Origin of the sequence: Pseudomonas sp. 10C3 (genome assembly GCF_036346185.1) — a bacterium.
In the GTDB taxonomy this organism is placed as follows: domain Bacteria; phylum Pseudomonadota; class Gammaproteobacteria; order Pseudomonadales; family Pseudomonadaceae; genus Aquipseudomonas.
The window spans coordinates 22,545-35,586 of sequence record NZ_JASJVE010000025.1; the positions used below are offsets into that span (position 1 = coordinate 22,545).

A 13,042-nucleotide genomic window follows, 5' to 3' on the forward strand; every position below is an offset into this window, starting at 1 on the left:
CGCAATAAATGCAAATGGGTTTGGACTTCAATCTGGTGGAAGACCTGGTTGCCGGCGTCGACGAAGTCGGTCGCGGCCCTCTTTGTGGCGCTGTGGTGACGGCTGCCGTCATCCTCGATCCACGCCGCCCGATCCTCGGCCTCAACGATTCAAAAAAGCTCACCCCGGCTCGCCGCGAGAAACTCTACGACGAGATCTGCGAAAAGGCTCTGTGCTGGTACATCGCCCGGGCTGAAGTGGAAGAAATCGACGAGTTGAATATTCTTCACGCAACCATGTTGGCCATGAAACGCGCGGTCGAGGGGCTGACCATTACCCCAAAACTGGCGCTGATCGATGGTAATCGCTGCCCGCAATTGTCCGTGCCCAGCGCGCCGGTGATTCAAGGTGATGCCAAAGTTCCGGCAATCGCCGCGGCGTCGATTCTGGCGAAAGTCAGTCGGGACCGCGAAATGGCGGCGTTCGAGCTGATTTATCCGGGTTATGGCATCGGCGGCCACAAGGGTTATCCAACCCCCGTTCATCTGGAAGCGCTGGCGCGTCTCGGCCCGACACCTATTCACAGGCGTTCGTTTGCCCCGGTGCGGGCCGCGTACGAAGCCCGCGAGCTGCTGTAGCAAATTCCGCTCACGACAGTCTCACTGGGCTGATGTTTTGACCAAGGCCCGGTACACTCCGGGCCTTGGTTTTTTTGTATTTCGCGCTATAGGATCAACATGCCGGCTTCTTTCGTTCATCTACGCCTGCACACTGAATATTCTCTGGTCGATGGTCTGGTCCGGGTCAAACCGTTGATCAAGACCTTGGCCAGCATGGGTATGCCGGCTGTTGCCGTGACCGATCAGAACAACATGTGTTCGCTGGTCAAGTTCTACAAGGCCGCCATGGGCGGGGGTATCAAGCCTATTTGTGGTGCCGACCTGTGGCTGTCGAACAAGGACGAAGATGCTGCGCTGAGCCGGATCAGCCTGTTGGTGATGAATGCCAAGGGCTACCGCAATCTGACTGAGCTGATTTCTCGTGGCTTCATCGAAGGCCAGCGCAATGGCCAGGTGATTGTCGAGCGGGAATGGGTTGCTGAGGCCAACGAAGGCTTGATCGCACTGTCGGCAGCTAAAGAGGGCGAAATCGGCATGGCCCTGCTCGGCGGTAATCCGGATGAGGCGGATCAGTTACTGCGTGAATGGATGGCGGTTTTTCCTGACCGTTTCTATCTGGAAGTGCAGCGCACCAACCGCCCTAATGACGAAGAGCACCTGCACGCTGCCGTTGCCCTGGCTGATCGTCTTGGCGCACCGCTGGTGGCGACCAACGATGTCCGCTTTATCAAGCAGGAAGATTTCGAGGCCCACGAAACGCGGGTTTGCATCGGTGAAGGCCGGGCGCTGGATGATCCGCGTCGCTCGCATAACTACAGCGATCAGCAGTACCTGAAAAGCGCGGCGCAAATGGCCGAACTGTTCAGCGACCTGCCCGAGGCGCTGGAAAACACGGTCGAAATCGCCAAACGCTGCAACATTGATGTGAAGCTGGGTACTCACTTCTTGCCCAACTTTCCGATTCCTGACGGCATGACCATCGATGAATACTTTCGCAAAGTATCTTTCGATGGTCTGGAGGAGCGCCTGTCGGTCCTGATGCCCAAGGACACGACCGAGGATTACGAGGCCAAGCGTCAGGTCTATGTCGATCGGTTGAATTTCGAGCTGGATATCATCATCCAGATGGGCTTCCCCGGTTACTTTCTGATCGTGATGGACTTCATCCAGTGGGCCAAAGCCAATGGCGTGCCGGTGGGTCCTGGCCGTGGGTCGGGTGCTGGTTCGCTAGTGGCTTACGTGCAGAAGATCACCGATCTCGACCCGCTGGAATACGACCTGCTGTTCGAACGGTTCCTTAATCCGGAACGGGTCTCCATGCCCGACTTCGACGTTGACTTCTGCATGGACGGCCGCGACCGCGTTATCGAGTACGTGGCCGAGAAATATGGTCGTAACGCGGTCAGCCAGATCATTACCTTCGGTTCAATGGCGGCCAAGGCCGTGGTGCGGGACGTTGCCAGGGTTCAAGGCAAGTCCTACGGCCTGGCTGATCGACTGTCGAAAATGATTCCGTTCGAAGTCGGCATGACGTTGGAGAAAGCCTACGAGCAGGAAGAAATCCTGCGCGACTTCCTCAAGGTTGATGAAGAGGCGGCGGAAATCTGGGAGATGGCCCGCAAGCTCGAGGGTATCGTGCGTAACGTCGGCAAGCATGCCGGCGGCGTGGTGATCGCTCCGACCAAACTGACCGACTTCTCGCCCATCTACTGCGATGAAGCGGGCGATGGCCTGGTGACCCAGTTCGATAAAGATGACGTCGAGGCGGCGGGGCTGGTGAAGTTCGACTTCCTCGGCCTGCGGACCCTGACCATCATTGATTGGGCGCTCAAGACCATCAACCGTGAGCGCGCCAAGGTCGACGAAGCGCCGCTGGATATCGCCTTTATCCCGCTGGATGACAAGGCGACCTACAGCCTGCTGCAAAAAGCCGAAACCACCGCCGTGTTCCAGCTTGAGTCGCGCGGCATGAAAGAGCTGATCAAAAAGCTCAAGCCCGACTGCCTGGAAGACTTGATCGCGTTGGTGGCATTGTTTCGTCCGGGCCCGCTGCAATCGGGCATGGTGGATGACTTTATCAACCGGAAGCACGGTCGCGCCGAGCTGTCCTATCCGCACGTCGATTATCAGTACGAAGGCCTTAAGCCGGTATTGGCACCGACCTACGGCATCATCCTGTATCAAGAACAGGTGATGCAGATCGCTCAGGTCATGGCCGGTTACACCCTCGGTGGTGCGGACATGCTGCGTCGGGCCATGGGTAAGAAAAAACCCGAAGAAATGGCCAAGCAGCGGGGCGGTTTCATCGAAGGCTGTACCAACAACAATATTGACCCGGACTTGTCCGGTAACATTTTCGACCTGGTGGAAAAATTCGCCGGTTATGGTTTTAACAAATCCCACTCCGCTGCTTATGGCCTGGTGTCGTATCAGACCGCCTGGCTGAAAACTCACTACCCGGCACCTTTCATGGCTGCGGTACTGTCGGCGGACATGCACAACACCGACAAGGTCGTGACCTTGATCGAAGAAGTGCGCAACATGAAGTTGCGCCTTGATGCGCCGGACGTGAACACCTCCGAATACAAGTTCACTGTGAGTGAGGACGGCCGGATTCTTTATGGCCTCGGCGCCATCAAGGGTGTCGGCGAAGGACCGGTAGAAGCCATTACCGAGTCGCGTTTGGCTGGGCCGTTCAAGGATTTGTTCGACTTTTGCGCGCGTGTCGACCTCAAACGCATCAACAAACGGACCCTCGATGGCTTGATCCGCAGCGGTGCGCTGGATCGGCTTGGCCCCTATTTTGAAATCGAGCCGAAAGCCTATCAAGCCAACATCGACCGCAATCGCTCGGTACTGCTTGCTGCGCTGGAAGAGGCGATTCAGGCCGCAGAGCAGACCGCTCGCAGTCATGACAGCGGTCACTCCGATCTTTTTGGCGGCTTGTTCGTCGAAGAAGACGCCGACGTCTACGCGAACCATCGCAAGGCCAAAGAGCTGAGCCTTAAAGAGCGTTTACGTGGCGAGAAAGAAACCCTGGGTTTGTACCTCACCGGGCACCCTATCGACGAATATGAAGGCGAAATTCGCCGTTTCGCTCGTCAACGCATCATCGATCTGAAGCCGGCGCGAGACACGCAGACGGTAGCCGGTATGATCATTGCGTTGCGCGTCATGAAGAACAAAAAGGGCGACAAGATGGGCTTTATCACCCTCGATGACCGCTCTGGACGAATCGAGGCCTCACTGTTTGCCGAGGCTTTTCATTCGGCACAGTCGCTGTTGCAGACCGATGCGATGGTGGTGGTCGAAGGCGAGGTCAGCAATGATGACTTCTCCGGCGGCCTGCGTTTGCGTGCTAAACGGGTAATGAGCCTGGAAGATGCGCGAACCAATCTCGCTGAAAGCCTGCGCTTGAAGGTGCATGCCGATGCGCTCAAGGGCGATCGGCTGCGGTGGTTGGGCGATTTGTGCAAGCGGCATCGCGGTGCGTGTCCTATTACCGTGGACTACACCGGGGTGGATGCCAAGGCTTTGCTGCAGTTTGGCGAGGGGTGGCGAATCGATCCGGCGGACAGCTTGATTCAAGCACTGCGTGACCAGTTCGGGCGTGAGAACGTCTTCCTGCAATACCGTTGATAGCACGGGGCCTGTTAATCCAGCCTGCGTTCAACCATAATTTTTAATCTCGACCTGAATACGCCTGTTCCCGTAAGGTAAGGCGTTAACGGATCAACCGGCCGGCCTCTTGGCCGTCGACCCAAGACGGATGCCTATGAACCCGAATTTTCTTGATTTCGAACAGCCGATCGCTGACCTGCAAGCCAAGATCGAAGAGCTGCGCTTGGTCGGTAATGACAACTCGCTGAATATCGGCGACGAAATTTCTCGTCTGCAGGAAAAGAGCAACACGCTCACCGAAAACATTTTTGGCAACCTGACCAGCTGGCAGATTGCGCGGATGGCGCGTCACCCGCGTCGTCCTTATACCCTGGACTACATCTCACACATCTTCACCGAATTCGACGAACTGCACGGTGATCGGCACTTTTCCGACGATGCGGCCATCGTCGGCGGCATTGCGCGTCTGGAAGACCAGCCAGTGATGGTGATCGGTCACCAGAAAGGCCGTGAAGTGCGCGAGAAAGTTCGCCGCAACTTCGGCATGCCACGTCCTGAAGGCTATCGTAAAGCCTGTCGTCTGATGGAAATGGCCGAGCGCTTCAAAATGCCGATTCTGACCTTCATCGACACACCGGGCGCCTACCCGGGTATCGATGCCGAAGAGCGTAACCAGAGCGAAGCGATTGCCTGGAACCTGCGCGTCATGTCTCGCTTGAAAACTCCGATCATTGCCACGGTTATCGGCGAGGGTGGTTCTGGCGGTGCGCTGGCTATCGGCGTTTGCGATCAATTGAACATGCTCCAGTATTCGACCTACGCGGTTATTTCGCCGGAAGGTTGCGCATCGATTCTGTGGAAAACTGCCGAAAAAGCCCCTGATGCTGCTGACGCAATGGGCATTACCGCTGACCGTCTCAAAGGTTTGGGTATCGTTGATAAAGTCATCGGCGAACCGTTGGGCGGCGCCCATCGCGACCCGGCGATGGCTGCGGCTTCGATCCGTCAGGAATTAAGCAGCCAATTGGCGATGCTCAAGAAGTTCGATACCGAAGCGTTGCTGGCGCGCCGTTATGAGCGCCTGATGAGCTACGGTCTCTGAGTCAAGATTGCATTCGCGGATAAGCCCGCTCCTTTGCAGGAACGGGCTTATCCGCAATCAGGCGCACAGCGGCTGTCGTCCATGACTACGTTCAAGCACTGCAATAACGATCTGCGCTCCAGGTTGCTTCGCACTCTCGAGCCTTGGCGCAATGCTTCGGCTTGGCGCATCGCGTTTTCCGGCGGTCTGGACTCCTCCGTTCTGCTGCACCTTCTGGCTGATCTCGCTACCCGAGAAGCATTGCCGCCCTTATCTGCGATTTATATCCATCACGGCCTTCAGGCTGCGGCAGATGCGTGGCCCGAACATTGTGCTCAGGTGTGTCGGGCCTTGGGTGTGCCGCTGCAGGTGATGGCGGTGCAGGTTGAGCCTGGCGCCAGTATCGAGCGTGCGGCTCGTGAGGCGCGTTATACGGCGTTCAGTCAGGCGCTGGCGCCAGGCGAGGTGCTGTTGACCGCCCAGCATCGCGATGATCAGGCCGAAACCCTGCTGTTTCGTCTGCTGCGCGGGGCGGGTGTGCGGGGTCTTGCTGCGATGTCTGAACAGCGCGCGCTGGGAAGAGGGCAGTTGTTGCGGCCTTTGCTCGACGTCTCGCGCGCAATGCTGGAGATGTATGCCCGCGAACGGGGATTGAGCTGGGTCGAAGACCCCAGCAATAAAGACAGTAGGTTTTCCCGAAATTACCTGCGTCAGCTCATTCTGCCCTCACTGACCGAGCGCTGGCCTCAAGCTGCCGCGAACATGGCGCGAACCGCTGCGCATCTGGCGGAGGCGCAAGGGCTGCTCGACGAATTGGCCGACCAGGACCTGGTGCGGGCGGGTACCGATGCACCCTTCCCTTGGCTGGGTTTGTCGTCGTTGGCGCTCGACCCTCTAAAAGCCCTTTCTCCGGCACGCCAACGCAACGCATTGCGCCATTGGCTAGCGCCTTTGACGCGCCTGCCGGACAGCGAACATTGGGTCGGTTGGGACAGTTTGCGTGACGCCGGCTGCGAGGCTCGACCGATCTGGCGTCTTGCCGACGGTGAGCTACACCGCGCCGAGGGGCGTATCTGGTGGCTGTCGGGTGCATGGTTGCAGCAGCCAGACGCCTCGATCGTCTGGGCAGATCCTCGGGAGGCATTGAGTTTGCCGGGCAATGGCTGGCTTGAGTTTGACAATGGGGTTTTGGGCGGCGAGTTGCAGGTGCGTTATCGCCAAGGCGGTGAGCTCATGCATCTGCCGGGGCGAGGGCATCGAGACCTCAAGCGCTTGCTCAACGAAAGTGGTTTGCCGGTGTTTGCCCGTGGCCGATTGCCGCTGGTGTATCGCGGTGAGCAGTTATTGGCGGTTGCCAACCTGCCAGAATTGGACGGAACAGCCCATGGCGACTGGCGATTGCGCTGGCATGCGCCGACGAACGACCAAAGTTTGAGCTGAAAGGCCGTTTCCGGTAGACTACGCTCCCTTCTTGATACAGCTTCTGTGGATTCTTCTGAATCGACGGAAGTTGCCGATTACCAGGCAGTTTTTGCTGGGCGATTCTCAAAAATGTAGCGAGCAACAGGCGAGCTTTTTCAGTCTGCCGGTCCCAACGCAGCAATTTTCAGGAGTGCACTGTGAAATTAATTGGTAATTGGGGGCTTCGGCCTTCCTTCGCTCTCCCCGGCGGCTCTGACCGCTTTAACGCAGACTTCTAGGGTTTTTCATGACGCGCTACATCTTCGTCACGGGCGGTGTTGTTTCTTCATTGGGGAAAGGCATTGCCTCTGCTTCACTGGCGGCCATCCTGGAGGCGCGGGGACTTAAGGTCACCATGCTCAAGCTTGACCCCTATATAAACGTGGACCCGGGCACCATGAGCCCATTCCAGCACGGTGAAGTGTTCGTCACTCATGACGGCGCCGAAACCGACCTGGACCTGGGCCACTACGAGCGGTTCATCCGCACCACCATGACCCAGAACAACAACTTCACCACGGGGCGTGTGTACGAACACGTCCTGCGCAAAGAGCGCCGTGGTGATTATCTGGGCGCGACCATCCAGGTGATTCCGCACATCACCGACGAAATCAAACGCCGGATCATCAAGGGCGCTGGCGATGCTGACGTCGCCATGGTCGAGATCGGTGGCACCGTCGGTGACATCGAATCGCAACCGTTCCTTGAGGCTATCCGCCAGTTACGCATCGAGGTCGGCGCCAAGCGTGCGATGTTGATGCACCTGACGCTGGTGCCTTATATCGCCACTGCTGGCGAAACCAAGACCAAGCCGACTCAGCATTCGGTCAAAGAACTGCGCTCCATCGGTTTGCAGCCAGACGTATTGATCTGCCGCTCGGATCATCACGTGGATATTGCCTCGCGGCGCAAGATTGCGTTGTTCACCAACGTTGAAGAGCGCGCAGTCATCTCGCTGGAAGACGCCGACACCATCTACAAGATTCCGGGCATGCTCCACGCTCAAGGGCTTGATGATTTCGTCGTTGAGCGTTTCGGTCTGCAATGCGGCAGTGCTGATTTGTCCGAGTGGGAACAAGTGGTCGACGCCAAGCTCAACCCTGAGCATGAAGTCACCATCGCCATGGTCGGCAAGTACATGGAGCTGCTCGACGCCTACAAATCGTTGATTGAAGCGATGAGCCATGCCGGTATTTCCAATCGCACCAAGGTCAACCTGCGCTACATCGACTCCGAAGACATCGAGAATCAGGGCACTGCCTTGCTCGAAGGTGTCGACGCGATTCTGGTTCCGGGCGGGTTTGGTTTGCGTGGCGTTGAAGGCAAGATCACTGCTGTAAAATTCGCTCGCGAGAACAAGATCCCTTATTTGGGTATCTGTTTGGGCATGCAAGTAGCGGTTATCGAGTTCGCGCGCAACGTGTTGGGCTGGAAAGACGCCAACTCTACCGAGTTCGATCGCGCCAGTGGCCATCCGGTCGTGGGTCTGATCACCGAGTGGGAAGATGCCACCGGTGCCGTTGAAACCCGCACTGAAACATCCGACCTCGGCGGCACCATGCGTCTTGGCGCGCAGGATTGCCAGTTGGAGCCTGGTTCGCTGGTGCGCGATTGCTATGCTAAAGACGTGATCGTCGAGCGTCATCGCCATCGTTATGAAGTGAACAACAAGCTGCTGCCAAGCCTGGTCGAAGCGGGCCTGAAAGTGACCGGTCGGTCCGGTGACGGTGCTTTGGTCGAAGTGATCGAAGCGCCGGATCATCCTTGGTTCGTCGCCTGTCAGTTCCACCCTGAGTTCACCTCGACACCGCGCGACGGTCACCCGTTGTTCAGCGGTTTCGTCAAGGCGGCTTTGACGCAACATCAGAAGAAGGCCTGACTTTTATGGCGCAAAAGATCATCCGTGTAGGCGCGATCGAGATTGCCAACGACAAGCCGTTTGTCTTGTTTGGTGGCATGAACGTGCTGGAATCGCGGGACATGGCCATGCAGGTCTGCGAAGAGTACGTAAGGGTCACCGAAAAGCTCGGTATCCCTTACGTGTTCAAGGCCAGTTTCGACAAGGCCAATCGTTCGTCCGTGACCTCTTACCGTGGCCCAGGCCTGGAAGAGGGCATGCGGATTTTTGAAGAGATCAAAAAGACCTTTGGTGTACCGCTGATCACGGATGTGCACGAACCTGAGCAAGCTGCGGTAGTGGCTGAGGTTTGCGACATCATCCAATTGCCGGCGTTTTTATCGCGGCAGACCGATCTGGTCGTGGCAATGGCCAAGACCGGTGCGGTGATCAACATCAAGAAAGCCCAGTTTCTCGCCCCTCAGGAAATGAAACATATCCTGGCCAAGTGCGAAGAAGCCGGGAATGATCAATTGATTCTGTGCGAGCGTGGTTCCAGCTTCGGTTACAACAACCTGGTCGTGGACATGCTCGGCTTCGGCATCATGAAGCAGTTCGAGTATCCGGTATTCTTCGACGTGACTCATGCCTTGCAAATGCCAGGTGGTCGCTCCGATTCTGCTGGTGGTCGTCGGGCTCAGGTCTTCGATCTGGCCAAGGCCGGTCTCAGCCAGAGTCTGGCCGGGTTGTTCCTCGAAGCGCATCCGGATCCGGATAACGCAAAATGCGATGGTCCTTGCGCCTTGCGTCTGGACAAGCTCGAGCCATTCCTGGCTCAGCTCAAGGCACTGGATGAACTTGTGAAAAGTTTTCCGACGGTAGAGACCGCGTAAAACCGGTTTCTCCGGTAAAGTGCCGCTCGGTATTTCTCTGGCCCACGGGCCAGAGGCTTATCCTCGTCAGACCTGCCCGCTGCACAACGCCTGACGGCGATAATTGATTCCCTCAGCTGTGTCGCTTTCGTCAATCTTGGAGTGTTTACAACAATGGCAAAAATCGTCGACATCAAAGGTCGTGAAGTTCTCGACTCCCGTGGCAATCCCACCGTGGAAGCAGATGTGCTCCTCGATAACGGTATCATCGGCAGTGCCTGCGCGCCGTCCGGTGCTTCCACTGGCTCGCGTGAGGCGCTCGAGCTGCGTGATGGCGACAAGGGTCGTTACCTTGGCAAAGGTGTTCTCAAGGCTGTAGCTAACATCAATGGCCCGATCCGCAGCCTGTTGCTGGGCAAGGATCCGCTGGACCAGCAAGCGCTGGACCGTGCCATGATCGCCCTGGACGGGACCGAAAACAAAGCCAGCCTGGGCGCTAATGCGATCCTGGCTGTGTCGCTGGCCGCAGCCAAAGCTGCCGCTCAGGATCAGGATCTGCCGCTGTACGCGCACATCGCCAACCTCAACGGCACGCCGGGTGTGTACTCAATGCCGGTGCCGATGATGAACATCATCAACGGTGGCGAGCATGCCGATAACAACATCGATATCCAGGAGTTCATGGTGCAGCCGGTTGGCGCCAAGACCTTCTCCGAAGCGCTGCGCATGGGCACCGAAATTTTCCATCATCTGAAAGCTGTGCTCAAAGCCCGTGGCTTGAACACTGCTGTCGGCGATGAAGGCGGTTTCGCACCGAACCTGGCTTCGAACGAAGACGCCTTGGGTGCTATCGCTGAAGCGGTGGCCAACGCCGGTTACGCGCTAGGCACCGACGTGACCCTGGCGCTGGACTGCGCGGCCAGCGAATTCTACGAAGACGGCAAATACGATCTGGCTGGCGAAGGTCAGAAGTTCGACTCGGCGGGTTTCGCTGATTACCTGGCCGGTCTTGTCAGCCGTTATCCGATCATCTCCATCGAAGATGGCATGGACGAGTCCGATTGGGCTGGCTGGAAAGTTCTGACCGACAAACTGGGTGAGAAAGTGCAATTGGTTGGCGACGACCTGTTTGTGACCAACACCAAGATTCTCAAAGAAGGCATCGATAAAAAGATCGGCAACTCGATCTTGATCAAGTTCAACCAGATCGGCACCCTGACCGAAACCCTGGAAGCCATTCAGATGGCCAAGGCAGCGGGTTATACGGCTGTCATCTCGCACCGCTCCGGCGAAACCGAGGACTCGACCATTGCCGATCTGGCTGTCGGTACGGCCGCAGGTCAGATCAAAACCGGTTCTCTGAGCCGTTCTGATCGCATCGCCAAGTACAACCAACTGCTGCGTATCGAAGAGCAATTGGGCGCCAAGGCTGTATACAACGGTCGTGGTGAGTTTCGCGGCTGAGCTGGAGATGGTAAAAAGACAACGGGCGCTGTAAGAAAAGTCGGCATAGCTGACGATTCTGCCAGCGCATGAGTGATTGAGCCTGGTTTTGCCGGGCTCAATGCCCTCGCTCGATTTCCAACGTGTCGGCATCGCTGTCTTTTCCACTGAGTACCTGAATATTCAATGCGCAGTCCTAACTGGTTGTTCCTCATCTTGCTTCTGCTGCTGGCCGGCCTGCAGTATCGCCTTTGGGTGGGCAACGGAAGCCTGGCGCAAGTGGCCAGTCTGACCCAGCAAATCGCTGATCAGCATGCTGAAAACGATACGCTACTGGAACGCAACCGGGTTCTTGATGCGGAAGTGCTTGAGCTGAAAAAAGGCCTGGAGACCGTTGAAGAGCGGGCGCGTCACGAATTGGGCATGGTCAAGGACGGCGAAACCCTTTATCAGTTGGCCCAATGACATCTGTTCTACCTGCCTTCTGGGCAGTGATTCCTGCCGCGGGCGTTGGCGCTCGCATGGCGGCTGACCGGCCCAAGCAGTACCTGCAACTGGGCGGACTCACTATTCTCGAACACAGCCTTAATTGTTTTCTCGATCACCCCCAACTCAAGGGACTGGTGATCAGCCTGGCTGTGGATGATCCCTATTGGCCGACCCTGGCATGCTCTGCTGACTCGCGGATCCAGCGCGTGGCGGGCGGGCGGGAGCGGGCAGACTCAGTGCTCAATGCGCTGTTGCATCTCCACGCGCAAGGCGCTCATGACGATGACTGGGTGCTGGTTCACGATGCGGCTCGTCCGAATCTATCGCGCGGAGACTTGGACACGCTGCTGTACGAATTGGCTGACGATCCTGTCGGTGGTCTGTTGGCCGTTCCGGCTCGCGACACACTCAAGCGTGCGGACAGTAATGGGCGCGTCACTGAAACTGTTGATCGCAGCTTGATCTGGCAGGCCTATACGCCGCAGATGTTCCGCCTCGGCGCACTGCACCGTGCCTTGGCTGACAGTCTGGTATCGGATGTCAGTATCACCGATGAAGCCTCCGCCATCGAATGGGCAGGTCAGTCTCCCAGGCTGATCGAGGGGCGTTCAGACAACATCAAGGTGACGCGCCCCGAAGACCTAGAATGGCTGCGTCAGCGTCGAGACTTCAAAGGTTGAGCCCGGCGAAGTCGCTTTAATCGCGATACTCTTTACACAGCGCCAACCCGGCTTTCAAATGCTCGACCAACTTGCGCACCTTGGGCGACAGATGCCGTTGCTGTGGATAAAGTGCCCAGACCGCCGTGTTGGGGGGTTGATGAGCGTCCAGCAGCGAAATCAACGCGCCACTGTTCAGGTGTTCAAGCACGTAGTAGTCCGGCAACTGACACAATCCGATCCCCTGCAGCGCCGCGTCAAGCACGGCCTGCCCGCTGTTGCAGCGCCAGTTGCCTTGAACCCGTTGCGAGAATTCCCGACCATTTTGCTGCAGTTGCCACGTGTCGCTACTACCGATCAAGCAGTTGTGACGGTTCAATTCCGACAGGCTGTGCGGTCGCCCATAACGCTCAAGGTAAGAGGGCGATGCGCACAGGTACATGCGCCGAGGCGCCAAGCGGGTAGCAATCAGTCTTGAGTCTTGCAGACGACCCAGGCGAATCGCCAGATCGAGGCCTTCATGCACCAGGTCCAGCGTGCGGTTGCTCAGCTCGATATCCACGCGCAATTGTGGATACAGCATCATGAAGCCGGTCACTAGCGGTGTAATGAAGCGTTCTCCATACGCCACGGCGCAGGTCATGCGCAGCAGGCCTTTAGGTTCGCTGGTGAGGTCGCCTATCGCGCGCAGTGCTTCTTCGCGCCCATCTTGCAGGCGCTGACAGTGCTGAAGAAATGTCTGCCCGGCTTCGGTCAAGGCTACGCGTCGGGTGCTGCGATACAGCAGCCGGGTTTGCAGGCGCTCTTCGAGCCTGGCGATCTGTCGGCTGATGTGTGATGACGAAACGCCCAAGCGTTCTGCCGCAGCGGTGAACTGCCCGCATTCAGCCACCGCCACAAACTCATCCAGCCCTTCCCAGCGATTGGCGTACATCGATTGTCCCTGTACAGCAATAATGTTTTGCTTTTAGCCCGATTAT

General features: G+C 57.5%; 10 protein-coding genes. 9 read left to right on the forward strand and 1 reads right to left on the reverse strand.

Annotated features, from left to right (window positions below; genetic code table 11):
- The first annotated feature begins 8 nt into the window (after positions 1-8).
- From rnhB to ispD, 9 genes are all read left to right on the forward strand, one after another.
- The gene (gene rnhB / locus QN399_RS21310) at positions 9-617 is read left to right on the forward strand and encodes a ribonuclease HII (RefSeq protein WP_219061247.1); all 609 of its coding nucleotides are present in this window, start codon (positions 9-11) and stop codon (positions 615-617) included.
- A gap of 99 nt (positions 618-716) precedes the next feature.
- On the forward strand, positions 717-4,238 hold the full coding sequence (gene dnaE, locus QN399_RS21315) for a DNA polymerase III subunit alpha (protein ID WP_330201602.1): 3,522 nt from the start codon (positions 717-719) through the stop codon (positions 4,236-4,238).
- A 136-nt stretch (positions 4,239-4,374) separates the two neighbouring features.
- Positions 4,375-5,322, forward strand: coding sequence for an acetyl-CoA carboxylase carboxyltransferase subunit alpha (locus QN399_RS21320; RefSeq protein ID WP_322180471.1), 948 nt, complete (start codon positions 4,375-4,377; stop codon positions 5,320-5,322).
- An 81-nt stretch (positions 5,323-5,403) separates the two neighbouring features.
- Positions 5,404-6,741 carry a tRNA lysidine(34) synthetase TilS gene (gene tilS / locus QN399_RS21325; protein WP_330201603.1) on the forward strand — a complete coding sequence of 446 codons (1,338 nt, stop codon included), beginning with the start codon at positions 5,404-5,406 and terminating at the stop codon, positions 6,739-6,741.
- 268 nt (positions 6,742-7,009) lie between these two features.
- Positions 7,010-8,641, forward strand: coding sequence for a CTP synthase (locus QN399_RS21330; protein WP_322180467.1), 1,632 nt, complete (start codon positions 7,010-7,012; stop codon positions 8,639-8,641).
- Between the two features lie 5 nt (positions 8,642-8,646).
- Positions 8,647-9,492 (forward strand): 3-deoxy-8-phosphooctulonate synthase, encoded by an 846-nt coding sequence (gene kdsA, locus QN399_RS21335; protein WP_330201604.1) that lies wholly within the window; start codon positions 8,647-8,649, stop codon positions 9,490-9,492.
- A gap of 153 nt (positions 9,493-9,645) precedes the next feature.
- Positions 9,646-10,935 carry a phosphopyruvate hydratase gene (gene eno, locus QN399_RS21340; protein WP_322180463.1) on the forward strand — a complete coding sequence of 430 codons (1,290 nt, stop codon included), beginning with the start codon at positions 9,646-9,648 and terminating at the stop codon, positions 10,933-10,935.
- Between the two features lie 165 nt (positions 10,936-11,100).
- Positions 11,101-11,379: a cell division protein FtsB gene (gene ftsB / locus QN399_RS21345; RefSeq protein ID WP_219061254.1), complete on the forward strand. Its 279-nt coding sequence runs from the start codon at positions 11,101-11,103 to the stop codon at positions 11,377-11,379.
- Positions 11,376-12,083: a 2-C-methyl-D-erythritol 4-phosphate cytidylyltransferase gene (gene ispD, locus QN399_RS21350; RefSeq protein WP_322180460.1), complete on the forward strand. Its 708-nt coding sequence runs from the start codon at positions 11,376-11,378 to the stop codon at positions 12,081-12,083. The genes ftsB and ispD overlap by 4 nt, the downstream gene beginning before the upstream one ends.
- Positions 12,084-12,099: 16 nt before the next feature.
- Here the strand turns inward: ispD and QN399_RS21355 are convergent, their stop codons facing one another.
- Positions 12,100-12,996 carry a LysR substrate-binding domain-containing protein gene (locus tag QN399_RS21355; protein WP_322180458.1) on the reverse strand — a complete coding sequence of 299 codons (897 nt, stop codon included), beginning with the start codon at positions 12,994-12,996 and terminating at the stop codon, positions 12,100-12,102.
- Positions 12,997-13,042 lie beyond the last annotated feature (46 nt).